Origin of the sequence: Arthrobacter sp. ISL-30 (assembly GCF_018613855.1) — a bacterium.
In the GTDB taxonomy this organism is placed as follows: Bacteria; Actinomycetota; Actinomycetes; order Actinomycetales; family Micrococcaceae; genus Arthrobacter.
This window is the reverse complement of the sequence record NZ_JAGGPK010000009.1, coordinates 1-23,451: the sequence shown is the minus strand read 5'-3', so window position 1 is coordinate 23,451 and position 23,451 is coordinate 1. Positions and strand designations below refer to the sequence as shown.

20 protein-coding genes are annotated in these 23,451 nt (G+C 64.2%); 11 read left to right on the top strand and 9 right to left on the bottom strand.

Annotation, left to right across the window (positions count from 1 at the left end; translation table 11 throughout):
• Window positions 1-47 precede the first annotated feature (47 nt).
• Complete coding sequence (locus tag J7E82_RS02910; protein WP_214860213.1) at window positions 48-803, top strand: IclR family transcriptional regulator; 756 nt, start codon at window positions 48-50, stop codon at window positions 801-803.
• On the opposite strand, the gene J7E82_RS02905 is transcribed toward J7E82_RS02910, so the two are convergent.
• Window positions 800-2,347, bottom strand: a complete 1,548-nt coding sequence (locus J7E82_RS02905; protein WP_214860211.1) for an NCS1 family nucleobase:cation symporter-1 — start codon at window positions 2,345-2,347, stop codon at window positions 800-802. The two genes, J7E82_RS02910 and J7E82_RS02905, sit on opposite strands and share 4 nt — an antisense overlap.
• A 134-nt stretch (window positions 2,348-2,481) precedes the next feature.
• Complete coding sequence (locus J7E82_RS02900; protein WP_214860209.1) at window positions 2,482-3,306, bottom strand: MurR/RpiR family transcriptional regulator; 825 nt, start codon at window positions 3,304-3,306, stop codon at window positions 2,482-2,484.
• Between the two features lie 16 nt (window positions 3,307-3,322).
• On the opposite strand from J7E82_RS02900, the gene J7E82_RS02895 reads away from it, so the two are divergent.
• Window positions 3,323-3,700 carry an SCO4226 family nickel-binding protein gene (locus tag J7E82_RS02895; protein ID WP_214860202.1) on the top strand — a complete coding sequence of 126 codons (378 nt, stop codon included), beginning with the start codon at window positions 3,323-3,325 and terminating at the stop codon, window positions 3,698-3,700.
• Between the two features lie 61 nt (window positions 3,701-3,761).
• On the opposite strand, the gene J7E82_RS02890 is transcribed toward J7E82_RS02895, so the two are convergent.
• The 3 genes from J7E82_RS02890 to J7E82_RS02880 form a co-directional block, all read right to left on the bottom strand.
• Window positions 3,762-5,264, bottom strand: coding sequence for a nucleobase:cation symporter-2 family protein (locus tag J7E82_RS02890; RefSeq protein WP_214860200.1), 1,503 nt, complete (start codon window positions 5,262-5,264; stop codon window positions 3,762-3,764).
• 166 nt (window positions 5,265-5,430) lie between these two features.
• The gene (gene pucL / locus J7E82_RS02885; RefSeq protein ID WP_214860198.1) at window positions 5,431-6,345 is read right to left on the bottom strand and encodes a factor-independent urate hydroxylase; all 915 of its coding nucleotides are present in this window, start codon (window positions 6,343-6,345) and stop codon (window positions 5,431-5,433) included.
• A gap of 232 nt (window positions 6,346-6,577) precedes the next feature.
• Entirely contained in the window at window positions 6,578-7,960 is a 1,383-nt protein-coding gene (locus J7E82_RS02880) for a cation:dicarboxylate symporter family transporter (protein WP_214860196.1), read from the bottom strand.
• Between the two features lie 258 nt (window positions 7,961-8,218).
• Here J7E82_RS02880 and J7E82_RS02875 point away from each other — a divergent pair, with 258 nt between their 5' ends.
• On the top strand, window positions 8,219-8,395 hold the full coding sequence (locus J7E82_RS02875; RefSeq protein ID WP_214860194.1) for a hypothetical protein: 177 nt from the start codon (window positions 8,219-8,221) through the stop codon (window positions 8,393-8,395).
• A gap of 20 nt (window positions 8,396-8,415) precedes the next feature.
• On the opposite strand, the gene ligD is transcribed toward J7E82_RS02875, so the two are convergent.
• On the bottom strand, window positions 8,416-9,660 hold the full coding sequence (ligD, locus tag J7E82_RS02870) for a non-homologous end-joining DNA ligase (RefSeq protein ID WP_214860192.1): 1,245 nt from the start codon (window positions 9,658-9,660) through the stop codon (window positions 8,416-8,418).
• 55 nt (window positions 9,661-9,715) lie between these two features.
• Window positions 9,716-11,089: an 8-oxoguanine deaminase gene (locus tag J7E82_RS02865; protein ID WP_214860190.1), complete on the bottom strand. Its 1,374-nt coding sequence runs from the start codon at window positions 11,087-11,089 to the stop codon at window positions 9,716-9,718.
• Window positions 11,090-11,502: 413 nt separating this feature from the next.
• On the opposite strand from J7E82_RS02865, the gene J7E82_RS02860 reads away from it, so the two are divergent.
• The 5 genes from J7E82_RS02860 to J7E82_RS02840 all read left to right on the top strand — a co-directional run bounded on the left by J7E82_RS02860 (window position 11,503) and on the right by J7E82_RS02840 (window position 18,880).
• Complete coding sequence (locus J7E82_RS02860; RefSeq protein WP_214860188.1) at window positions 11,503-11,997, top strand: nucleoside deaminase; 495 nt, start codon at window positions 11,503-11,505, stop codon at window positions 11,995-11,997.
• Window positions 11,998-12,012: 15 nt separating this feature from the next.
• Complete coding sequence (locus J7E82_RS02855; RefSeq protein WP_214860500.1) at window positions 12,013-13,536, top strand: NCS2 family permease; 1,524 nt, start codon at window positions 12,013-12,015, stop codon at window positions 13,534-13,536.
• A gap of 369 nt (window positions 13,537-13,905) precedes the next feature.
• The gene (locus J7E82_RS02850) at window positions 13,906-15,150 is read left to right on the top strand and encodes an XdhC family protein (protein WP_214860186.1); all 1,245 of its coding nucleotides are present in this window, start codon (window positions 13,906-13,908) and stop codon (window positions 15,148-15,150) included.
• The gene (locus J7E82_RS02845) at window positions 15,141-16,073 is read left to right on the top strand and encodes a xanthine dehydrogenase family protein subunit M (protein WP_214860184.1); all 933 of its coding nucleotides are present in this window, start codon (window positions 15,141-15,143) and stop codon (window positions 16,071-16,073) included. Before J7E82_RS02850 ends, J7E82_RS02845 begins: the two co-directional genes overlap by 10 nt.
• Before the next feature lie 2 nt (window positions 16,074-16,075).
• Window positions 16,076-18,880, top strand: a complete 2,805-nt coding sequence (locus tag J7E82_RS02840) for a molybdopterin cofactor-binding domain-containing protein (protein WP_214860182.1) — start codon at window positions 16,076-16,078, stop codon at window positions 18,878-18,880.
• A 30-nt stretch (window positions 18,881-18,910) separates the two neighbouring features.
• On the opposite strand, the gene J7E82_RS02835 is transcribed toward J7E82_RS02840, so the two are convergent.
• Window positions 18,911-19,810, bottom strand: a complete 900-nt coding sequence (locus tag J7E82_RS02835; RefSeq protein WP_214860179.1) for a helix-turn-helix transcriptional regulator — start codon at window positions 19,808-19,810, stop codon at window positions 18,911-18,913.
• A gap of 144 nt (window positions 19,811-19,954) precedes the next feature.
• On the opposite strand from J7E82_RS02835, the gene J7E82_RS02830 reads away from it, so the two are divergent.
• Window positions 19,955-20,971 carry a zinc-dependent alcohol dehydrogenase family protein gene (locus J7E82_RS02830; RefSeq protein WP_214860177.1) on the top strand — a complete coding sequence of 339 codons (1,017 nt, stop codon included), beginning with the start codon at window positions 19,955-19,957 and terminating at the stop codon, window positions 20,969-20,971.
• A gap of 29 nt (window positions 20,972-21,000) precedes the next feature.
• Entirely contained in the window at window positions 21,001-22,215 is a 1,215-nt protein-coding gene (locus J7E82_RS02825) for a multidrug effflux MFS transporter (protein ID WP_308113576.1), read from the top strand.
• On the opposite strand, the gene nboR is transcribed toward J7E82_RS02825, so the two are convergent.
• Window positions 22,193-22,843 carry a nicotine blue oxidoreductase gene (gene nboR / locus J7E82_RS02820; protein WP_214860168.1) on the bottom strand — a complete coding sequence of 217 codons (651 nt, stop codon included), beginning with the start codon at window positions 22,841-22,843 and terminating at the stop codon, window positions 22,193-22,195. The two genes, J7E82_RS02825 and nboR, sit on opposite strands and share 23 nt — an antisense overlap.
• 186 nt (window positions 22,844-23,029) lie before the next feature.
• Here nboR and J7E82_RS02815 point away from each other — a divergent pair, with 186 nt between their 5' ends.
• On the top strand, window positions 23,030-23,224 hold the full coding sequence (locus tag J7E82_RS02815; RefSeq protein WP_214860167.1) for a YegP family protein: 195 nt from the start codon (window positions 23,030-23,032) through the stop codon (window positions 23,222-23,224).
• The last annotated feature ends 227 nt before the right edge of the window (window positions 23,225-23,451 follow it).

The following is a 23,451-nucleotide window of genomic DNA, read 5'->3' as shown; positions in this document are numbered from 1 at the left end:
CGATGCGGATAAGAGTTGTCGGATTCCGAGCCATAGGAGACAACGGAATGGCAGAAAAAGCCTCGGGTGGCGTGCAGTCAGTAGAGCGCGTCTTCGAACTGCTGGAGCTGATCACCGACGCCGGCGGGGACGTCACGCTTAGCGAGCTCTCCTCGTCCACCGACCTGCCGCTTCCCACGATCCACCGGCTGCTGCGTACCCTGGTGTCCCTCGGCTACATCCGACAGCTGCCCAACCGGCGCTACGCCTTGGGGCCGCGGCTGATCCGCCTGGGCGAAGGCGCCAACCAGCAGCTCGGTGCCCTGGCGCGCCCGCAACTGAAGTCGCTCGTGGACCGCCTGGGCGAGACGTCCAATATGGCCGTCCTCGATTCGGACATGGTGATCTACGTGGCCCAGGTGCCGTCCCTGCATTCCATGCGGATGTTCACCGAGGTGGGCCGTCGCGCCCATACCCACGCAACCGGCGTCGGGAAAGCCATCCTGGCCCAGCTGGACGATGACGTGGTTCGTGGCATCATCTCCCGCGCCGGGATGCCGACGCCCACGGCCAAGAGCATTGGCGACATCGACGACCTCCTCGCCGACCTCAAGCTCATCCGCGAACGGGGCTACTCCATTGACGAGGAGGAGCAGGAAATCGGCGTCCGCTGCTTCGCCATGGCTGTCCCCAACGCCCCGACGCCGACGGCGATCTCCGTCTCCGGCCCCGTCTCCCGCGTGGACCAGCCGTTCGCGGACCGGGCCGTGCCGCTCCTGCGCGAAGCGGCCCAGACGATCTCTTCGGAGCTCAACCGGAACTAATCCATTCGGATCATTGGGTTGCGCTTTTCGAGGTTCCGAAAAATCACCAGGCCCAGCGCGCAGCCAAGGAACCAGCTGTAGTTCCCGATCCACGTGGCATCGATGGCGGTGGCTCCGGTGTCCAGCAGCAGCTTCGGCAGGATGACCGAGGCGATTGAAACGCCGCCACTGATCGCTACGGCCTTCACGGCGTTCGGGTTGTAGCCGTTCTTGAACCAGTACCTGCCCTTGGGATCCATGGTGTACATGTCATCCACCCAGACCTTTTGACGGCTCACCAGGTAGTAGCCGGCGATCAGGACACCGAACAAGGGGCCGATGAGTGCTCCGAGCACGCCCAGCGTGTAGTGGATGGCGGTGGCGTTGCTGTACCAGTTCCACGGCAGCAGGATCACGGAACCGACGGCGGCAATCATGCCTCCCGCGCGCCAGCTGATCTTGTGCGGTGCGACGTTCGAGAAGTCGAAGGCGGGGGAGATGAAGTTGGCCACGATGTTGATGCCCACAGTCGCCGTGACGAACGTCAGGCCGCCCAGCAGGATGGCGAACGGAGTGTCGATGCGCTCCACAGTGTGGATGGGATCGGTGATGAGTTCCCCGAAGACCGGAACTGTTGCCGACGCAGTAATCACAGTCAGCACGGAGAAGAAGAGGAAGTTGACCGGAAGCCCCAGGAGGTTGCCCTTCTTTACCGCCTTGAACGACTTGCCGTAACGGGCAAAGTCGCCGAAGTTGAGCATCGGGCCGGAGAAGTACGACACCACGATTGCGATGGCGGACAGCATGACCGGGATGGATGCCCAGAAGCCGAGAGGTTCGCCGGCCGAGAGATCCAGGCTGATGTTTTCCCAGCCCGCTTGGGAGACCAGGTAGATGGCCAAGACGATCATGACGACATAGACGGCGGGCCCGGCGAAGTCGATGAACTTCCGGATGGTCTCCATGCCGTTCCAGAACAACGCGGCCTGGGCAACCCAGAGGATCGCGTAGGAGATCCAGCCAAGGGCGGAGAGCCCCAGGAAGGAGTAGTCCGTCACCAGGACTTCGGTGCCTGGGATGAATTTCAGGAAGATGATGTTGAGCGATTCCGCTGCGAGGAAGGTCTGCACGCCGTACCAGGCAATAGCGATGAGTCCGCGGATGATGGCAGGGATGTTGGCGCCCTTGATGCCGAAAATTGCGCGGTTGATGACGGGATAGGGGACACCGGTCTTCTGGCTGGGCTTGGCCACCAGGTTCGTGAAGACCTGGACGATCACGATACCGATGAGTAGCGAGAGGAGCACTTGCCAGCTGGCGATTCCCAGTGCGAAGAGGCTGCCGGCTGTGACGTAGCCGCCCACGCTATGAACGTCCGACATCCAGAAGGCGAAGATGTTGTAGGAACTCCAGCCCTGCTTCTTCAGCGGAGCAAGGTCCTCGTTCGAGAGCCGGTGATCGTGTCCGGGCTTGACGACGCCGGCGCCGACTGGGAGGCCGGCGGCCTCGGCAGCGTCGTGGAGGCCGGCGGCCTCTACGACTTGTACGGCCTGGGTTTCTTCCATGCGTGTTCCTCGGTGTAGGTGGGGTCCGCGGCAGAACCCTGCCGTTTCATATCACCCATTACATGGAACAGATGTTTCAACACCGTTTCGCCGACGCTAAGGTTCCTTTACGGTTCGCGAGGCTGCGCCACTTGTCAGCGCTTCTCTATTTCTCCGATGTCGTCGTAGAGCCCGGTCACTTCGCTGACACGCTTCCGGCCATCCCGGCCCCGCTCCATAATCACTCCGTTCGCCAAGGCGCTCGCAAGGCTCATTGCGGCCGCATAACTGTCGAATGCCCCGCTGCCATCAACGGGGCATTCGATCCAGGTGGCCGCTTCTCCAGCAAGCCAGCGGGCGCTTGAATCACCAATCAGGATGGTGTGCGCGCCGGTCTTCGCGGCTGCCTTCAACACCTGCCGGAAGCCCTCCGGCCGACGGCGGAAGCCGAGCAGCACGATGACGTCGCCGCGGCCAATCCCTGCGAGTTCCTCGCCTACGCTTTGGCCCGGCTGCGGGGCCAGGGTGACAGCGCCGCGGCACTGTAGGAGTTGTTGCCGCAGGTGAAGCGCCACCGGAAAGCTGTTGCGAAAGCCGATCAGGGCTACGGTGCGCGCCCCGGCGACGGTACGAGCAATTGCTGCCAGCTGTTCGTCGTCGAGGTTTTCGAAGAGCCGGTTCAGGTTCTGCTGTTCGACGGCGGCGTGGAGCGCCAGGCCGCCGGTGGCCTCGCTGGTGCCCAGGGGCACGCCGCTGGAGCGCAGGGCGCGAGTGTGTTCCTTGACCTCCTGGAAATCCGAAAAGCCGAGCCTGCGGAAGAGCCTGCTCATTGTCGCTTTGGACACGCCACTGAGTTCGGCGAGTTCCGCGGCGTTATAGACGGCGAGATCCCCGAGATGGTCAAGCAGGGTATCGGCGGCCTTCTGCTCCTGTGGGCCAAGCTGCGAGTAGTGCTGTTCGATCCGCTCGTCGATCCTCATGAAACAACCGTCTCACATGGCGCTGACCGGATGCCTTGCCAGGGATCTGATGGATAGTGAGACTCACCCCGACTCATTGACCCACGACTGGGGCGGGCGTACCATCAGCGCATCCACAGGAAGATATCCCATCGGGGGTGCCATCATGGCTACTTTTATGGACGTTCATCACCACATGAAAGGTATTACAGCCGAGGATCTACGGGCCGCCCACAAGGCCGACCTGGACATCCAGGACGATGAAAAGGTTGATTTCAAGAATGCCTGGGCGGATCCGGAATCCGGCTTGGTCTACTGCCTGTCGGAGGCTCCGTCGGCGGACGCGGTACTGCGCATTCACGAACGGGCCGGCCATCCCGCCGACGAAATCCATCCGGTTCCGCTGATTGTCTAAAACAGCCGCCTGCATAAGAACCCCGGCACCTTTTGGTGCCGGGGTTCTTGCAACTCAGGGCTTAGTGGTGCCCTGCCGGTTTGTCCGACGCCTGGACAGCGACTTCCTTGCCGTCGGCGTCGATGAGCTTTCCATCCTCGAAGCGGTCGCCATTGGCCAGGCAGGCGATGTCCTCCTCTCGGACCACGCGTCCGGTTCCGGCGACGAACACCGATTGATTGTCGGAGTTTCCGGCCTTCAAATGGTTGAACAGCAGGTTGAGCACGATCGCCATGACCGCCGCCGAGCTGATTCCCGAGTGGAAAATGGTGGAGAACCAGGACGGGAACTGGTCATAGAACTTCGGGGCTGCAATAGGGATCATGCCGAAGCCGATCGAGGCGGCCACGATGATGAGGTTCATGTTGTTGCGATACTCCACTTTGGCCAGCGTCCTGATGCCGCTGGCGGCAACAGTTCCAAAGAGTACGACGCCGGCACCGCCCAGTACGGGGGTGGGAACGGCAGCGACAACACGGCCTAGGATCGGCAGGAGACCCAGGATCACCAGGATCAGGCCGCCGGCACTGACCACGAAGCGGCTCTTGACGCCCGTGATGGCCACGAGGCCGACGTTCTGGGCGAAGGCGCTCTGGGTGAAGGAGTTGAACAGGGGAGATACCGCGCTGGAGAGCATGTCGGCGCGCAGGCCATTGCCGATGCGCTTGGAGTCAACCTTGGTGCCTACGATCTCGCCCACAGCAATGATGTCCGCTGACGTCTCTGTCAGCGTCACGATGATGACGATCAACATGGAAATGATGGCTGCGACCTCAAAGGTGGGTGCGCCGAAAGCGAAGGGGGTGGGGAAGGCGACAATTTCGCCCTGGCCCACCTTGGAGAAGTCGGCCATGCCCGTGAACACAGCGATGAGGGTGCCGATGACCATGGCCAGGAGGATGGACAGCCTCGAGATGGCGGCGTTGCCGAGCTTGCTCAGGAGCAGGACCACAGCCATGGTGGCGGCGGCCAGGCCAATGTTGGCGATGCTGCCGTAGTTGGGGGCTTTGCTGTTGCCGCCCATGGCCCAGTTGGCGGCCACCGGCATGAGCGTCAGGCCGATGGTGGTGATGACGGTCCCGGTAACTACCGGTGGAAAGAACTTGATGATCTTGGAGAAGAGCGGGGTGATTGCCAGGCCAATCAGTGAGGCTACGATCACCGAGCCGAACACGGCCCGGATGCCTCCGCCGCCATTGACGATCGCAACCATGGTGGAGACGCCGGCAAAGGAGACGCCCTGGACCAGGGGCAGTTGGGAGCCGAAGAACGGAATGCCGACCGTCTGCAAAATCGTGGCGAGGCCGCCGACGAACAAACAGGCTGCGATCAGCAGGCCGATGTCCTGTGACGACATCCCGGCGGCCGCGCCGATGATGAGCGGCGGCGCAATGATGCCGCCGTACATGGTGAGCACGTGTTGGAAACCGTAGGCGAACGTGCTTCCGATGGAGAGGCGCTGGTCCTCCGGGCGGGCCTGTACAGTGCGGGCAGGCGCGATGCGGGAATTCTTCTTGCTGTTCATGGCAGACTTTCCTGGTTCATGGCAGACGCCTTCGTCTGGCTAACAATGTCTGGCTAACAATGTGGGGAATCCGGCCCAACTGACTCCCAGTTGTTGTCGTTATGACGCTCCATAACGACGTTTACTGCGAGTCAGTTGGGCGGGAATGGGCGGGAACCGTGAGGGCTTAGCAGAAGCCGGCGATGCCGCTCCAGGCTGCCGGGGCCGCCGTCGTCTTCTCCCGCTGGACCGTGGCCTCGATCAGGCCGTAGGGGCGGTCCGCCGCGTAGAAGACCTCGTTGGGGTTGTCCAGGCCGAATGGCGTGAGGTCCACCAGGAAGTGGTGCTTGTTGGGCATGGAGAATTTGATCTCGTCCACTTCGGCGTGAGCCGCCAGGACCTTCTTGCCCATGTCGAACAGGGTCTGCTGCAGGGCGTGGGAGTAGTTCTCCGTGAAGCCCTCGAGCAGGAGGCCCTTGATGTCCTCATATGCCTTGTTGAAATCAGTTCCCGCGAGGTCCAGCCCGGGGGTGTAGCGCCAGCGGGCCGAGACATCGGTGGCAAGGATGCGATCCGTGGTCTCGGGGAGCGTGGTGTATTTGTCCTTCGGGTATCCGACGAATCCGGACTGGGTGGTCTTCAGGACGGTCAGGTCCTTTAGCCCGGAGATCACATGGGTGATGGCGCCCTCACGGACGACGACGGCGGTGCGGACTTCCTGGCCGTTGCGGACGAAGCTGTGGTCATGCGAGGCGCCGTGTGCCTGGATGCGGTCCCAGGCGTACGACTCTGCCTCCCAGCGCCCGCCGGTCACCCAGTCGAAGCTGGAGGTGAAGTGTTCGCTGAGGCGGAGCAGGAACGCTTCGGGGGAGCCGATGCCGTCGCGGGCGAAGGCATAGATGGTGTTCTTCTGCGTGTCCGTTGCGACGACGTGCGCGTTGTCGCCCTGCAGGTGGGCTGCTTCAAAGTCGCCCCGGAGCTGCGAGGTGACGTTCAGGTCTTCGATCTGGTGGCGTTCGGTGTCCCTGGTGACTTTGACGACGCGAACTTCCGCCTTGCCGTACTGGTTGTCGCCCAGAATGATGTTGTTACTCATGGTCATTCCCAACTTCCGTGATGTGGACTGGTGGTGCCGACCCAACAAAAAAGAGCCGGCATCCATTGATGCCAGCTCATTACGACCCTGCCTGCTGCTCCCAGGTTACGTGACCTGCGCCACGAATTGATGAAAGAGTAGCCCACAGTGCCGGGGGCTGTACACGCCTTTTTGAAGATCGTTATGAACCGACGGATTGTGACCGGCCGGCAGCTGGAACGCTGCCGGCCGGCTCTGGTTAGCGCACAGCGGCTCCGGCAGGCAGGGCATCCGCCTTGTCTGCGTCATCGACAACGTCAGCTGAAGGATCGTCGACGGCGGGCTGCTCGCCGCGGAACGCCCGGAGCATCGCTTCGCGATCGAACTGGCCTTCCCACTTGGCGACGACGAAAGTGGCCACGCAGTTCCCGAGGAGATTGACGACGACGCGCATCGAATCCATGATGCGGTCGGCGCCCAGCAGGAGTGCGACTCCCGCGACCGGGAAGATGCCCAGGGCTGCCGACGTGGCGGACAGTGCAAGGAACGCCGAGCCCGGAACCCCTGCCATGCCCTTGGAGGTGAGCATGAGGATGCCGAGGGCCGCGAGCTGCTGGCCGAGGTCCAGGTGGTGGCCGAAGGCCTGGGCGAGGAACAGCAGGGAGATGGACAGGTAGATTGCGGCGCCGTCAAGGTTGAAGGAATAGCCGGTGGGAACGACGAGTCCCGTGGTGGAGCGCGAACAGCCGGCATTGTTCAGTTTGGTCATGATGCGGGGCATGACCGATTCCGTGGAGGCAGTTCCCAGGGCCAGCAGGAATTCTTCGCGGGTGTATTTGATGAACTGCCATAGGGGTACACGGGCGATACTCCAGGCCACGAGGAAGAGCAGTGCGATGAACACGATGGCTGCGCCGTAGCAGGCCGCGATGAGCACGGCGTAGGTTCCGAGTGATCCCAGCCCGTACTGCCCGATGATGAAGGCCATGGCTCCAAAGGCGCCGATGGGTGCCACTCGCATGACCCACGCCATGATCTTGAAGAACACTTCCAGGACCGTGTCCAGGAGGTTCAGGACGGGGACGCACCGTTCGCGGCCGATGACTACTATCGCCGAGCCGAAGAACACCGAGAAGCAGAGGACCTGGAGGAGGCTGTTGTTGGCAAACGCCCCGACGACACTGGTGGGGATCACTCCGAGCAGGAACTGGCCAACGTCCTTGGGCGGAGCGGTGCTTGTCTTGGCATTGAGGGCGTCCTGACTAAGCGAGTTGGGGTCGATGTTCAGGCCGCTGCCCGGCTGGACGAAGTTGCCGACAACCAGGCCGAAGGCCAGGGCGAAGAGAGTGGCGGCTGTGAAGTAGATCAGGGCCTTCACCCCAACGCGTCCCACGGCCTTGACGTCGCCGACCGCGGCGATGCCGGTGACGATAACCAGGAAGATCAAGGGCGCGATGATCATCTTGATGAGCTGGATGAACCCGTCACCAAACGGGCGGAGGGCGGATCCAACGGCGGGCCAGAAGTGGCCGATGAGGACGCCGGCGATCACTGCGAGCGTGAGTTGGAAGAAAAGCGAGGCGTAAAAGGGGCGCTTGCGAACGGCTGCCGGCTCTGCTGCAGCAATCGTGTCGAACTTCATGGGGAAACCAATCGTCGGGCGGCCCAGGGGCCGCGGCGCACGTTGAGGGGACCCTATCCACGGTAGGCACGGCATGTTTCAGGGATGAAACAAATGGATTACTTTTGCTGTCCATCCGAAACAAGCGTTTCAAGACCTGCCCTAGGAAGTGTTGACGGGTTGAAGGACTGCGTTCTAGACTTTTCATATAACAAAAAGAATTTTCCGGATTATGGAAACCATCAGACTGCGAAAATAACCGAAACGGAGGAGGAACAGATGGACTCGAAGGACAAGAACAACGTCGCGGAATTCCCGGCGCCTGGCCAGGAGCTGTACCTGCCGTTTGGCGCGACGGACCCTGACTTCTACATTCCGGCCGACTGTGACCGCAAGGCCCGCGGGTTCTCCCGCTGGCTGCGCGCGCTCCCGGTCTTCGGCCGGCAGCGCCCTTAGGCTCAGGACCCAGCGTAGGCTCAGGACCCAGCGCGCCCCGGCCACTCCTTGCCGGCCCATGGGTCGTAGTCTGCGATGAGCTCCTCCTGCGGCGGACGCTCCGCTTCGGGGACGTGCTGAAGGTTCACCCGCACCCTGTACCAGAGCGAGCTCGACCCCCGCATTCCGTCGACGAGCACATCGGCTGGGTGCAGGGACGGGACGACGTCCGCATGCCGGGACTTCCACTCGTCGAGGGCGGCGAGCGCCTCAGGCTTGGTCTTGGTGCGGGCCACCTCAATGAGCGGCATCACCGACTGCCGGCGGCCAGAGCCGTCGCCGCCACGTGGCGGCTTCTCGGCTGGGCCGAGCTCGGCAGCCAGGGCGAGAAGCCCGTTAAGTGTGCCCACCGCGTCATCGATGCCGGCGTGGGAGTCGCCCACGTCTGCGAAGCGCTCGAGCACCGTGGGCACCGTGAATTGTTCCGGCCGGGTGGAGCGGACCTCATCCCATGTGAGCGGCGTCGAGACTCGGGCATCGGGCAGGGGCCGGACCGAGTACGCCGACGCCACAGTGCGGTCCTTCGCGTTCTGGTTGAAGTCGACGAACACACTCTCGCCGCGCTCCTCCTTCCACCATCGCGCGGTGGCGAGACCGGGAGCACGGTTTTCAACCTCCCGGGCGAGGGTCTCGGCGGCAAGCCGCACGTCGCGGTACGACCATTGCGGCGCGATGCGCACCAGAATGTGGAGTCCCCGCGACCCGCTCGTCTTCGGCCAGCCCACGAGTCCCACGTCGTCGAGCACCTCTTGCGCGACATACGCGACGTCGACGATCTGGGACCAGTCGACCCCCGGCATCGGATCGAGGTCGACGCGGAGCTCGTCGGGGTGCTCGAGGTCCTCGGCGCGCACCGGGTGCGGGTTGAGGTCGAGGCATCCAAGATTCACGACCCACGCCAGGCCCGCGGCATCCCGGATGACGGCCTCCTCCGCCGACGTCCCGGATGCATAGTGCAGCGTCGTCGTGTCGATGAAGGCGGGGTGGTTCTCGGGCACGCGCTTCTGGAAGAACGGCTCCGCGTCGATGCCCTTCGGAAAGCGCTTGAGCACCATGGGTCGGCCGCCAGCGCCGCGCAGCGCGCCATCCGCGACGGCCAGGTAGTAGCGCACCAGGTCGAGCTTCGTCAGCCCGGGCTCGGGAAACACCACCTTGTCCGGGCTCGAGATACTAACCTCGATGCCGCCAATGTTGAGGATCTCTGCCGGGGTCTTCGACGGGTTCATTCCGCCACGCTAGCAACGATCGGTTGTCGCAGGGAACCATCGCGGGCGGAGGGGACTACCCGCTGATCAGTTTCCTAGCCGCGGCCGAATGTTCCGCCACCAGCCCTGCGACATCGAGGCCTGGAATGGCGCCGTTGATCACCCGCCAGGTGCCACCGACCATCACCCGATCAGCGCGGTCGGCCCCGCATAGGAGCAGGGCGGCGAGGGGGTCGTGGCTGCCGGAAAAGCGCAGGTCATCCAGCGTGAACATGGCAAGGTCCGCCTGCATGCCCGGCGCCAGTTGGCCGATGTCCGGCCTGCCGAGGACGGTCGCTGAGCCTCGCGTGGCCCAGCCCAGCGCCCGCTCCACCGGGACATCCGCCCCATAGCGCAGCCGTTGCAGGTACAGCGCCTGCCGTGCCTCGAGGATCATGTTCGAAGCATCGTTCGACGCCGAGCCGTCCACCCCGAGGCCCACAGGAACTCCCGAGTCCTCAAGTTCCAGCACGCGTGCCGTTCCGGACGCGAGCCGCATGTTCGACGTCGGGCAGTGCGCGACGCCGGTTCCCGCGGCTCCCAGCCTGGAAATCTCCTCGCTGGTGAAGTGGATGCCATGGCCGAGCCAGGTTCGGTTGCCAAGCCAGCCGACGCTCTCGAGATAGTCGACGGTGCGCATGCCAAACATCTCCCGGCAGAAGTCCTCCTCGTCCATGGTCTCGGCGAGATGTGTGTGCAGCCGGACGTTGAGGCGCTCAGCGAGTGCTGCGCTTTCCACCATGATTTCCTTGGTTACGGAAAATGGTGAGCACGGGGCCAGGGCGACCTGGATGACGGCGCCTTCACCGGCGTCGTGGTACTTGCGGATCAGCCGTTCGCTGTCCGCCAGGATGACATCGGGCGACTGGACCGTGGACTGGGGCGGCAGCCCGCCGTCGTCCTTGCCCAGCGTCATGGACCCACGCGTCAACGTTGCCCTCATCCCCAGCTCCCGCACGACGGCCACCTCGATGTCAATGGCCTCGTCCATGCCGGCAGGGAAGACGTAGTGGTGGTCGGCTGCTGTAGTGCACCCCGAAAGCAAGAGCTCGGCGAGGGCTACCTTGGCCGCGAGTTCCAGGCTGGAGGGCGTCAGGCGCGCCCATACCGGATAAAGGCGCTCGAGCCAGGGGAAGAGGGGTGTGTTGGCCACGGGACCCCAGGCCCGGGTGAGGGTCTGGTAGAAGTGGTGGTGCGTGTTGATCAGGCCCGGAAGCAGGACGTGGGCGGAGGCATCGAAGTTCTCGTTGCATGGCGCTGATGGCTGCCCTCCCGCAGGAATGAGCTCCACGATTTTGCCCTCGCTGATCACGATGCCACCGCGGGCATCGAGCGCATTGGCAGTAAACACCGCGAGGGGATTCCTGATCCAAAGGCGGGAGGCTGGCGATGTGTTTGGTATCCGGGACATAGGGGTCCTTGTCTGGTTGGCGGTTTGCTAGTTTCGCTAGCCAGCTCAGTTAGGCCCTGTCTGCTGATCCAGGTGTGGCCCCAGCGTAGGGGGCGACCAGGGCACCGTCAATCCGCCTCAAGCAACGCCGGGTCACTTCCGGCCCATAAATGGCCCTCGAATGGGCTCCAAATGACCCCGCGTTGGTTGGTAATCTCACATGATGAAAACTTTTTTCCGGAAGACTATGGCGCTGGTCACAAAGCCGGTGCTAATCTCTAACTGCCAAAGGCGGGCACCCGGACTTCGGGAAGCTATCTACCAGGCGCAACTTAACCTTCATCGCAAATGCTGAAGCCTGGTAACCAAGCACTGGAGCAGTCCCGTCCGTTTGTGCCTAGGTCACTCGGCTTCCCAGCAAAGGGAGTCGCAACATGAGTACCACCGTCACGGCCGAACAATTCCTGGCCCGATCCATACAGCTGGCAACAGCAAACGTCCTGAACAGCGGCGGTCCGTTTGGCGCCGTCGTAGTCACCGCCGACGGGCAGGCTTTCGAGGGCGTCAACCGCGTCACCGCGAGCAACGACCCCACGGCCCACGCCGAAGTTACCGCAATCCGCACCGCATGCAGCGAACTGGGAACGTTCGACCTCAGCGGGGCAACGCTCTACACCAGCTGCGAGCCCTGCCCCATGTGCCTGGCTTCGGCCCTGTGGGCACGCATCGACCGCGTTGTCTTCGCCGCTGACCGCCACGACGCCGCTTCCGTCGGCTTCGACGACGCCGTCTTCTACGACTACTTCGAGAATGACCAGCGGGACGCGCTCATGCCTGTCGCCAAGCTGGAACTGGGCGACCCCAGGGCTCCGGGAATCCTCGAGCCATTCAACACATGGAACACCCTCGATTCCAGGATCGACTACTAGGGCCAGGTGGCTGAAATGACAATGCTGGACAACAACGCTGAGCAGCAGCCCACTGCCGTCCGGACCGCCAACGCGAACCGGACCGCCCCTGGCAACCGGCCACCGGCGTCGGGCTCTTTCCTGGACAATTTCTTCCAGATCACCAAGCGGGGATCGACGCTGGCCCGCGAGTTCCGCGGTGGCCTGGTCACCTTCTTCACGATGGCCTACATCGTGATCCTCAACCCGCTCATCCTCGGCGGCTTCGCTGCCGATAACGCTCCGACTGACGTCGCTGGTGGATGGTTGTCCGCGGCCCAGGTGGGGGCGGTTACCGGGCTCACCGCAGGCGTCATGACCATCCTGTTCGGCCTGGTGGCGAACCTGCCGTTCGGGCTGGCCGCAGGGCTGGGCATCAACTCCTTCCTCGCGGTGGCCGTGATCCAGGAAGTCACCTGGGCCGAGGCCATGGGCCTGGTGGTCATCAACGGCATCCTGATCGTCCTCTTCGGCGTCACCGGTGCGCGGACCGCGATCTTCCGGGCTGTCCCCAAGGAGCTCAAGGCTGCCATCACGGTGGGCATCGGCCTGTTCATTGCCTTCATCGGCTTCGTCGACTCTGGATTTGTCCGCGGCACCCAGGGCGGCCCGCCTGTGCAGCTCGGCACCGACGGTTCCATTACCTCCATCCCCACCCTTGTCTTCATCGCCGGACTGCTGGTCATGGGCATCCTCGTGGCACGCAGGGTCCAGGGTGGCCTGCTGATCGGCATTGTTGCAACCACAGTCCTCGCCGCCGTCGTCGAGGCCGTGCTGCACATAGGACCAGGCGGGCCGAACAACCCCGGCGGCTGGCACCTGAACACCCCGGTTCTCTCCGGCCAACTGGTATCGGCACCGGACCTCGGGCTCGTGGGCCAGTTCGACCTCTTCGGCTCCTTCGCCAGGATCGGCGGGCTCGCAGCGACCATGCTGGTCTTCACCTTGGTGTTCACCAACTTCTTCGACGCAATGGGCACCATGACCGGACTGGCCAAGAGCGCGGGAGTTGCCCACAAGGACGGGACGTTTCCCCGGCTGAAGTCGGCATTCATCGTCGAGGGCCTCGGGGCGGTGGCCGGCGGTGCGACGTCCGGCTCCTCCAACACCGTGTACATCGACTCCGCCGCCGGTATCGGCGAAGGCGCCCGCACCGGCCTGGCCTCGGTGGTCACGGGAGTGCTCTTCCTGGGCTCGATGTTCCTGACGCCACTCACCTCGGTGGTTCCGCTTGAAGTAGCTGCGGCGGCCCTGGTGGTAGTCGGTGCCATGATGATGGCGCAGATCCGGGAGATCAAATTCACCAAGTTCTCCGTGGCGCTGCCGGCGTTCCTGACCATCGTGACCATGCCGCTGACCTACTCCATCGCCAACGGCATCGGCGTCGGGTTCATCACCTGGGCGATCATCGGCGCCGCCTCCGGCAAGGCAAAGAAGGTGCACCCGCTCATGTGGGTGGTGACCGTTGGGTTCATCATCTACTTCGCCCGCGGCCCCATCAACGCGCTCATGGGCGCCTGACCGCGGCCGGTCCACAGCGGCCGGTCTCCCGGACCGGCCCTTCTGCCGGCGGTCCTGCCAAGTCACCGCATTGAATAGGCGTTCGCCGTTGTACACCGGCCCGCCGGTCCTGTTGGGGGACCGGCGGCGGCCGACGACGGCGGGCGGCGGGGCGTGGCGGAGCCGCCACCGGGAGCAGCGTCTCCCAGGGACTGGGGCGGGAAGGTGAAGTCCCGCCCCGGTCCCACCAACACCAAAACCCACTTCGCGGTGAACTGCAATCATCGCGTAACCCCAGCACCTCCAAGGAATGAGAATATTGGGCAAGAACGTGCATCGCCCCGGTCGGGGCATCCCGGCCAGGACCTCAGGGACAGGGGGACTGTCGCCATGTTGGATTTGATGTCTGCGCTGGACAGCTGGCGTCCTGCGGTTTCGGGGCAACGCTGTGCCGTGGCTACCATCGTCGCCACCGGCGGCTCGGTGCCGCGTCCGCTCGGTACGTCCATGCTCGTGTCCGAGTACGGCGAGGTACTGGGCAGCCTCTCCGGCGGCTGCGTCGAGGGAGCCGTGGTAGAGGCGGCCCTCCAGTCCCTGCGCGATGGCGGGAGTCGGCGCGAGCAGTTCGGCTACAGTGCCGAGGACGCGTTCGCCGTCGGACTTACGTGTGGAGGCGAGCTGGACGTCCACATCCAGCCCATTGGTGCCGACGACGGTCACCTGAACCCTGCGATGCTGGACCGGCTCCGGAACCATGGCGCCACGGATGCTGTCGCCCTGATCCGGAGGATGGACGCCGTACGGGGCGGCGCAATCGTCGTCGCGGATCCCGCCCGCTTCCGGGCCAGCGAGTCGCCGGAGCTTGCCGCGATCCTCGACGGCGATCCGCGCCTGTTGCGGTCAGCTGCGCCGCAGCTCGAATCGCTATTGCGCGGCGGGCGCGCCGGGCTAATTCGCCTGGCTCCTGTCGAGGGATGCGCTCCCGGAAGCGGGCCGGCCATCGAGCCCATGACAACCCCGGAACCCATTTCATTGTTCGTCGAGAGCAGGCTTCCGCCGGCCCGGATGATTGTTTTTGGTGCCAACGATTTCGGGGCCGCACTCATCCCTGCCGGTAAGCTTCTGGGCTACCGGGTGACGATGTGCGACGCCCGCCCGGCCTTTGCCGGCCAGGGCCGCTTCACAACTGCAGATGAAGTCGTCATGGCCTGGCCTCACCGTTACCTGGCAGCCGAGGCCTCCGAAGGGCGCCTGGACGCGAGAACAGTCGTCTGCATTCTCACCCATGACCCCAAGTTCGATGTTCCTTTGCTGGAAACTGCCCTTGGCCTGGACCTGGCTTTTGTGGGCGCGATGGGATCCCGGCGCAGCCACCGCCAGCGGATCGAATCCCTGCTGGCCGGCGGCATGGCTCCGAAGGCCCTGACCCGGCTGCATTCGCCGATCGGCCTTGACCTGGGCGCCGTCACGCCTGCGGAGGTTGCCGTTTCCATCACCGCCGAAATCATCTCCTCGAGGAGTGGAGCGTCGCTGAAGCCGTTGAAAGAGGGAAAGGGACCAATCCACCGCCCGGAACCCGAAGCGAGCCCGTCCTTTCAGACCACCCAGTCCCTTCAGGAGGGCCCATGGACATGAACACCATTGAGGCCGTAGTGCCCACGACCGATCCCGCAGACTGGCGCGAGGGGGACGCGTGGCTGGCCGGGGGCACCATGCTGTTTTCCTACGGCAGTGCAGTGCTCAAACGGCTGCTGGATCTCGGCTCCGCAGGATGGCCGGCCATCAAAGTGGGGCCCGAAGGGATCGAGCTGGCCGCAACCGCCACCATTGCCGAGTTGTACGCCCTGCCGGACCAGCCGGTTGTTCGGGAGTATGCGGTCAAGGAGTATGGGTGGCCCGGCCTTGACCTTGTCCGGCCCTGCTGCGACTCCTTCGTGGCGTCCTTCAAAGTCTGGAACATGTCCACCGTGGGCGGCAACCTCTGCACCTCCCTCCCGGCAGGACCCATGATTTCGCTCTGCGCTGGACTGGATGGCACCGCAACCATCCTGGGCCCCGGCGGCTCCAGCCGGACCGTTCCTGTAGCCGAGTTCGTGGTCGGGGACGGACGCAACGTCCTGGCCCCCGGGGAACTCCTGCGGAGCATCCACCTTCCCGCCTCGGCGCTGGCTTCGAAGGCCGCGTTTCGCCGCCTGTCACTGAGCAACCTCGGACGCTCCGGCGTGCTGCTGATCGGCAGGCTGGGAGGCCCAAACGCTGGTGAGAAAGCCCTGGTGCTCACCATCACTGCCGCCACCCGGCGTCCGGTCCAACTCCGATTCACGGCTGGAGACCTCCCGGACGCGTCGCAACTGGCCGCCGCAATCGACGACGCCGTCCCCGAAGCCCTCTACCACGACGACATCCACGGCCTGCCGGAATGGCGCCGCGACATGACGTACCGCCTCGCGGAGGAGATCCGCGCCGAACTGCTCGATCCGCCGAACGAAGGCGGAGCCGAGGCCGCTGTATCGGGCGATTTCTGGCCCCCGCAGCGCCCGGCACGAAAGGAAGCCTAAGCATGGCCATCGAAATCAACGGCACACCAGCCTCGGCCGCGCCGCTGCCCGGACAGTGCCTCAGGACCTTCCTCCGCGAACAGGGCAACCTCGGCGTCAAGAAGGGCTGCGACGGCGGCGACTGCGGCGCTTGCACGGTACATGTGGACGGCAAGCCGGTGCACAGCTGCATCTATCCGGCCTTCCGCGCCGAGGGCAAGTCGGTCACCACTGTGGAAGGCCTCGCGGACGGCGACGTGCTGCATCCCGTACAGCAGCAGTTCCTGGACAATCAGGGGTTCCAGTGCGGCTTCTGCACCGCGGGTATGGTCATGACGGCTGCCAGCTTCGACGACGAGCAGCGCGCCAACCTTCCCCGGAACCTCAAAGGCAACCTGTGCCGCTGCACGGGGTATCGGGCTATCGGGGATGCCGTCTGCGGCAACCACAGTGAGACGAATCAACCGCCGGCGAAGCAGCAGCCAGGGCAGTTGGGCGACGACGTACCCGCGCCCGCAGGACGCGCAATCGTCACCGGCAAAGCACGCTACACACTCGATGTCCCCTCGGAACAGCTGCCCGGGCTGCTGCACATGAAGCTACTGCGCTCGCCGCATGCCCACGCGAAGATCCTCTCCATCGACACCACCGAGGCACTCAAGGTGCCGGGCGTCGTCGCCGTCTTCACGCACAAAGACGCCCCCAGGCAGCTGTTCTCCACTGCCCAGCATGAGCTCTATACGGACGACCCCGACGACACCCGCATCCTGGATGATGTGGTGAGGTTTATCGGGCAGCGGGTAGCCGCCGTCGTTGCCGAAAGCGTGGCCGCCGCGGAGGCGGGGACGCGGGCCATCGCCGTCGAGTATGAGGTGCTTGAGGCAGTGTTCACCCCGCAGGAGGCCATGCTTCCCGGCGCCCCCGCCCTGCACGGCGACAAAGACGCCGAAACCGCCCGGATCTCACGACCTGACCGGAACGTAGTGGCCGAACTGCATTCGGAACTGGGCGACGTCGAGGCCGGCTTTGCCCGGGCGGACTTCATCCACGAGCACACATACCGGACGCAAAGGGTGCAGCATGTCGCCCTGGAGACCCACGCGTCCATCGCCTGGATCGACGACGACGAGCGGCTGCAGGTCCGCACGTCCAGCCAGGTTCCCTTCCTGGTCCGCCGGACTCTTTGCCGGCTCTTTGACCTGCCCGAAGACCGGGTCCGGGTAGTGGCGGGGCGTGTCGGCGGAGGTTTCGGCAGCAAGCAGGAGGTGCTCACGGAAGACATCGCGGCGCTCGCGGCCCTCAAGCTGCGACGCCCCGTCCAGCTCGAATTCACTCGGACTGAGCAGTTCACCTCAACCACCACGAGGCACCCGTTCACTATCAAGCTCAAGGCCGGAGCCACCAGGGACGGGTTCCTGACGGCGCTCCAGCTGGACGTCATCACCAACACGGGGGCCTACGGCAACCATGCGCCCGGGGTAATGTTCCATGGCTGCGGTGAATCGCTGGCCGTCTACAAGTGCGACAACAAGAAAGTCGACGCCCACTCCGTCTACACCAATACCGTGCCGGCCGGCGCTTTCCGAGGCTACGGCCTGAGCCAGATGATCTTTGCCATCGAATCCGGCATGGATGAGCTGGCTGTCGGAATCGGGATGGACCCAATGGAATTCCGGCTCCGGAACATGGTGCGTGAAGGGGACGAGATGCTGTCCACGAGCCCAGTGCCGGAAGAAGACGTGTTCTATGGCAGCTATGGCCTGGACCAGTGCGTGAAACTGGTCGCTGATGCCCTGGACCGCGGCCGCGAACGGTATCGCGAGGCGGGTCTTGACGACGCCGGCCCGGACTGGGTAGTCGGCCAAGGCACTGCGCTGTCCATGATCGATACGGTGCCGCCCCGCGGACACTTCGCACACAGCCGCATGGAGGTCCTGCCGGACGGTACGTTCGCCGTCGACGTCGGAACGGCCGAATTCGGCAACGGCACCACCACGGTGCACGCCCAGCTCGCGGCGACGGCGTTGTCCACCTCGGCCTCCAAGGTGCTGGTCCGCCAGTCCGACACGGACCTCGTGGAACACGACACCGGGGCGTTCGGTTCCTCCGGAACGGTGGTGGCGGGCAAGGCCACGCTGGCGGCGGCCGAAGAGTTGGCGATTCGAATCAGGTCATTTGCAGCCGGCATCCTCCAGACCAACGTGGCGAGCTGCGTCCTTGAAGACGGAGCAGTGGAATCACGGGGCACCCGCAAGACCCTGACGGAACTATTTGAGGCAGCGCAGGAAGCCGGCATCGAACTGGCGGCGGAAGGCCGTTGGGGCGGGACGCCGCGGTCCGTGGCATTCAACGTCCACGGCTTCCGTGTGGCAGTCAATACAGGAACCGGCGAGCTGCGAATCCTGCAAAGCGTCCAGGCGGCGGATGCCGGCGTTGTGGTCAATCCGCGGCAGTGCCGCGGCCAGATTGAAGGCGGGATCGCCCAGGCTATTGGCGCCGCCCTCTATGAGGAGGTCCACGTGGACGACGCCGGGCGGGTCACCACGGACATCCTGCGGCAGTACCACATCCCCACGTTCGCGGACGTTCCGCGCAGCGAGGTTTACTTCGCCGAAACCAGCGACGACATGGGACCGCTCGGCGCGAAGTCCATGAGCGAAAGTCCTTTCAACCCGGTGGCCCCCGCTTTGGCGAATGCCATCCGGAACGCGACAGGCATACGGTTCGGGGAACTGCCGATCTCCCGGGACAAGATCTACCTGGCCATCCGGAACACGCAGGCCAAGGATCATTCCCTGGCAGGCAGCGGATCAGGAACGCGGGGCTAAACCTGACGGCCCTGGTTAAGGGCTGAGGGTTCAGGACCGGCCGGCGTCCTGCTGTTGGGTTGCCTCGGCCAGGTCTTCGATTCGTTCAGTGGCGGCCCAGCTGGCGAGCAGGCGCAGGCGTTCATCCGATGCCGAGCCGGGGACGGCCGGGTAGACCGTGAGGGTGAAGCCGGGGTCTTCGGCGAGCTCCATGGATTCGTAGGCGAGTTCAAGTTCCCCTACGACAGGGTGACGGAAGACTTTGGTCCCGGTGTAGTGGCGCCGGACGTTGTGGGCCGCCCAGCGGGTACGGAATTCCTCGCTGCGCATGGACAGTTCTCCGACGAGGTCGGCCAGGCGTTTATCGAAGGGATTGCGCCCGCTCTGGGTCCGCAGGATCGCCACGTTGGTGTTGGCCGCCAGATCCCAATTGGGATAGAAGTCATGGGCCCTGGGATCGAGGAAGATGAACCGGGAGTGGTTGGCTGGCCGAGCCGGTCCGCGGTACAACTCCGAGTAAAGGGCATAGCCGAGTTGGTTGGCCGCAACGACGTCCATGTGGTGGTTTCCGATAATTGCCGGCGAACCGGTAATCGAGTCAAGCATGAACTGCAGGCTCGGGCGGACAGTCCCGCTTTGGAGGGGACCGCGCCTGGTCCTGCTTGAAGGGCTGGCTGCACGGGCAAGGTTGTAGAGATGGTCGCGTTCGGCCTCGTCGAGCTTCAACGCCCTGGCAATGGCGTCAAGGACGCTTTCGGAGGTTCCGGCAAGGTTCCCGCGCTCGAGTTTCGTGTAGTAGTCCACGCTGACGCCGGCGAGCATTGCTACTTCTTCGCGGCGCAGGCCTGGGACCCGGCGGCGTCCGCCGAAGAGCGCCAGTCCGGCCATCTCGGGGGTGATTTTGGCGCGCCTGGAGGCAAGGAACTCGCGCACTTCCGTCCGGTTATCCATCCATTCACGCTACATCTCAGTGCCTCACCTTAGGGAGGTACTGCCAGAACCCGGATAAGCAGGGCCCTCCCTGGCAAAGACGTTTCCCTGTTGGATTGAACGTGAACCCGAACCAACCCCCTGACCCTCTGAAGGGAGCCCGCGATGCGCGGAGTTGTCATGCACGCCCCCGGTGACGTCCGAGTCCAGGAACTGGACGCACCCCTAATTCTCAAACCAACAGATGCGATCATCCGGCTGGTCGCGAGCTGCGTCTGCGGCTCGGACCTGTGGCCATACCGAGGAGCCGATGCGGTGGACAGCCCAAGGCCGATGGGCCACGAGTACGCCGGCACTGTCGTAGAAATCGGCAACGATGTGAAGACCATCAAACCGGGCGACTTTGTGGTGGGATCCTTCTTCGCCTCCGACAACACCTGCGAGATCTGCCGATCCGGCTACCAGAGCTCCTGCATCCACCGGGAAGGACCACAGGGCGCACAGGCTGAGCTCCTTCGGGTTCCACTCGCAGACGGTACGCTCGTCGCCACGCCGGGCACCCTGCCCGAGGACCTCATCCCGAGCCTGCTGGCCGCCTCGGACGTGCTCGGCACCGGCTGGTTCGGCGCCATTGCCGCCCAAGCCGGCCCTGGCAAGACGGTAGCGGTAGTCGGGGACGGCGCCGTCGGGCTCCTCGCCGTCCTCGCCGCAAAGCAGCTTGGTGCCGAGAAAATCATCGCAATGAGCCGCCACGACGCCCGCCAGAAACTCGCCCTCGAATTCGGCGCCACCGACATCATTACCGAACGCGGAGATGACGGCGTAGCCAAGGTCAAGGAGCTCACCGGAGGGCTTGGCGCACACTCGGTCATTGAGGCTGTCGGTACCCAGGAATCGATGATGCAGGCCATCCGCGCTACCCGCCCCGGCGGACACGTCGGGTACGTCGGCGTCGCCCTTGACGTCGAGCTTCCCGGGCTGGAGATGTTCTTCTCCCACGTCCACCTGCACGGCGGGCCGGCCCCTGTCCGCCAGTACCTGCCCGAACTCATCGACCTCATCTGGACCCGCAAGATCAACCCAGGCAAGGTCTTCGATCTCGAACTTCCGCTGGAAGAAGCCGCCAAGGCCTACGCGGCCATGGACGAACGGCGGGCCATCAAAGTCCTCCTGACGCCCTGAGAATCCTGAAGCCTAAGAACGGAGCCAGCGTGACCGCCGTCGATAGCCCGATTACCCCACGCGAACAGGCTGTCGGCCGCCCGCTGGCGGTTGTGCTCGGCCTCCTGACCATCTTCGGTCCCATTTCCATGGACCTCTACCTGCCCGTCCTGCCTGCCCTGACAGCAGAGCTTCAAAGCTCGACGTCTGCGGCGCAACTGACGATCACGGCATGCCTGCTCGGCCTGGCCATAGGCCAAGTCGTGGCCGGCCCCCTCTCCGACCGCCTAGGCCGCCGATTGCCACTGATCATCGGTGTCATCGCCTACACCCTCACGTCAGTCCTGTGCGCCGTGAGCCCGACGATCGAAACGCTCATCGCAGCAAGGTTCGTCCAAGGGCTCGCCGGGGCCGTCGGCATCGTCATTGCGCAGGCTGCAGGGCGGGACGTGTACTCCGGCGGCAAGCTGCTTCGCTATTACGGCCGCCTGACTGTTCTTGGCGGACTTGCCGCAATCATCGGCCCAGTCATCGGTGGCCAGCTCGCAGCTGTCACCGACTGGCGCGGAGTCTTCCTGTTCCTCGCCGCCGTCGGAGTCGGCATCCTCGTGGCATCCCTGCTGATCTTCAAGGAAACGCTGCCCGCACAACGGCGCATCACCGGCGGGCTCTCGCACACCCTGCACGACTTCCGCCGACTCCTTGCTGACCGGGTGTTTGTTGGAGCTATGCTCATCACCGGCTTCACGTACTCCGCGATCTTCGCCTACCTCAGCGGGGCAACGTATATCCTCCAGGGCATGTACGGGCTCTCACCGCAGGGGTACTCGTTCGCCTTCGGCCTGAACTCCCTGGGCTTTATGGTCTGTGGGTTCGTCGCAGGGCGCCTGTCCGAACGATGGTCCCAAAAGGGAGCCCTCGCCGTCGGCCTTGCCATGACCGTCTTCGGAGCGCTCGGCCTGCTGGCAACGGCACTCCTGCACCTGCCCCTGGTAGCCATCATCCTGTCCCTGCTCGCCATGGTCAGCGGTGTGGCCGTGACCAGTCCGCCGGCAACGTCCTTGGCGCTCAAGGAGTATCCAGACATTGCCGGCACGGCCTCTTCACTTCTCGGGCTGGCCAGGTTCGCCTTTGGTGGCCTCGCCGCACCCCTGGTCGGCATCGCCGGCGCCGACAACCCGGTACCGTTTGGCATCATCGCTTTCGCCTCCGCGGCAGCAGCGGCTCTCTGCATAGGACTCGTCAAGAAGCGCCCAGCTGTCTAAGGTCCCCCTGCCCAGGTTCCCCCTCCTTGAGGAGGTGCAGTTCAGAGGGCGTGTCGACGTCGGCGTCCCCTGGCAGAGCGCCCGGGAAGGATGGGCAGTCCACGAGGTCAATCAGCTCAGGGTGCTCTTCAAGGAAGCGGCGTGCGCCTGTGTCGCCTTCGGCGGTCATCGCCGCCTCTGCGGCCAGGCGACCATCGAAGAGTACTGGGTGCCCTCGCCGCACCGCGCCGTCGGGTCGTGAATAGGCTGCTGCGGTGATCCGGCCGGGCCTGTGGGCGCTGATGATTCTCCGAACAGCTTCCGCCGTGAGGCCAGGCTGGTCGACGAGGGCGACCAGGACGTCGCTTCCGGCTGCCGCCTCAACCCCGGCACTGAACGAACTTGCCATTCCGGAGGCCCACTCCGGGTTTTCGATGACCCGGTGGGCGTGAAGATCCGTGGAGCTCAGAACCCTCTCCGCCTCCGCTCCAATGACCACCTCAACCTCCTTACAACCGCCGTCGAGCAGCGTATCCGCCAGGACCTCCACCAGGGTACGGCCGCGGAAGGGAAGGAGCGCTTTGGGACCCAGTCCCAAGCGGATTCCGGCTCCCGCAGCAAGCAGCACGCCGATGGTTGAGGTGGTCATGAAAACACCTTAAAGGGAGGTAAACGCTTGCATCGAAAATTGGTAGCGCGAACACGACTTTTCCTCGAAGCTACTGGTCAGTAGGACTATTCCCCGTTGAGGGGGTGAGCATAGTCTAGTGAGACTCCGAGTCTCATTCATTCAAAAAGTGTGCGCGAAGGCGCGCCCACGAGGAAGGAAGGTCACTTGTCGGGCGTTTTCGAAATTTCGATGGCGGGGGAAGGGTCGTTCAGGTTCCGGCTGAAGGCCGACGACGGCACCGTAGTTGCCGTCTCCCCAAAGTTTCCGGATATCAAGGCCGTCGTTGCGGGGATCAACGCGGTCAGGGAAAGCGCCGCTACCGGTTTTGTGGTTGACCGGCGAACGGTGGCAGCAAACTAATCCTGGGGAGCCTGAGTCCAGATAATCGACCGACAACTGGGGTGAAGGGCGATTATCTGGACCCAAACTTCTCAGGCTGGGCGCTGCGGGGCGTTGGGGGTCGGCAGCACCCGCCGGCGGCTACGAGTCGCCGCCGGCACTTCCCGTAGTTCCAGCATTGACGTCGAGCAGCTTGTAGCGATCCATGGCGTACGACGGCGTCCCCTCATCGACTTCGCCGCGGCGGG

Bases quoted from the DNA above. Each gene is read 5' to 3' on its own strand.
- ligD (WP_214860192.1), bottom strand. From the start codon at position 9,660: ATGAACCCGTCGAAGACCCCGGCAGAGATCCTCAACATTGGCGGCATC.
- J7E82_RS02880 (WP_214860196.1), bottom strand. From the start codon at position 7,960: ATGAAGTTCGACACGATTGCTGCAGCAGAGCCGGCAGCCGTTCGCAAG.
- J7E82_RS02835 (WP_214860179.1), bottom strand. From the start codon at position 19,810: ATGGATAACCGGACGGAAGTGCGCGAGTTCCTTGCCTCCAGGCGCGCC.
- J7E82_RS02900 (WP_214860209.1), bottom strand. From the start codon at position 3,306: ATGAGGATCGACGAGCGGATCGAACAGCACTACTCGCAGCTTGGCCCA.
- J7E82_RS02860 (WP_214860188.1), top strand. From the start codon at position 11,503: ATGAGTACCACCGTCACGGCCGAACAATTCCTGGCCCGATCCATACAG.
- J7E82_RS02850 (WP_214860186.1), top strand. From the start codon at position 13,906: ATGTTGGATTTGATGTCTGCGCTGGACAGCTGGCGTCCTGCGGTTTCG.
- J7E82_RS02855 (WP_214860500.1), top strand. From the start codon at position 12,013: ATGACAATGCTGGACAACAACGCTGAGCAGCAGCCCACTGCCGTCCGG.
- J7E82_RS02910 (WP_214860213.1), top strand. From the start codon at position 48: ATGGCAGAAAAAGCCTCGGGTGGCGTGCAGTCAGTAGAGCGCGTCTTC.
- J7E82_RS02845 (WP_214860184.1), top strand. From the start codon at position 15,141: ATGGACATGAACACCATTGAGGCCGTAGTGCCCACGACCGATCCCGCA.
- J7E82_RS02890 (WP_214860200.1), bottom strand. From the start codon at position 5,264: ATGAACAGCAAGAAGAATTCCCGCATCGCGCCTGCCCGCACTGTACAG.
- J7E82_RS02895 (WP_214860202.1), top strand. From the start codon at position 3,323: ATGGCGCTGACCGGATGCCTTGCCAGGGATCTGATGGATAGTGAGACT.
- J7E82_RS02830 (WP_214860177.1), top strand. From the start codon at position 19,955: ATGCGCGGAGTTGTCATGCACGCCCCCGGTGACGTCCGAGTCCAGGAA.
- J7E82_RS02865 (WP_214860190.1), bottom strand. From the start codon at position 11,089: ATGTCCCGGATACCAAACACATCGCCAGCCTCCCGCCTTTGGATCAGG.
- J7E82_RS02840 (WP_214860182.1), top strand. From the start codon at position 16,076: ATGGCCATCGAAATCAACGGCACACCAGCCTCGGCCGCGCCGCTGCCC.
- J7E82_RS02905 (WP_214860211.1), bottom strand. From the start codon at position 2,347: ATGGAAGAAACCCAGGCCGTACAAGTCGTAGAGGCCGCCGGCCTCCAC.
- pucL (WP_214860198.1), bottom strand. From the start codon at position 6,345: ATGACCATGAGTAACAACATCATTCTGGGCGACAACCAGTACGGCAAG.
- nboR (WP_214860168.1), bottom strand. From the start codon at position 22,843: ATGACCACCTCAACCATCGGCGTGCTGCTTGCTGCGGGAGCCGGAATC.
- J7E82_RS02875 (WP_214860194.1), top strand. From the start codon at position 8,219: ATGGACTCGAAGGACAAGAACAACGTCGCGGAATTCCCGGCGCCTGGC.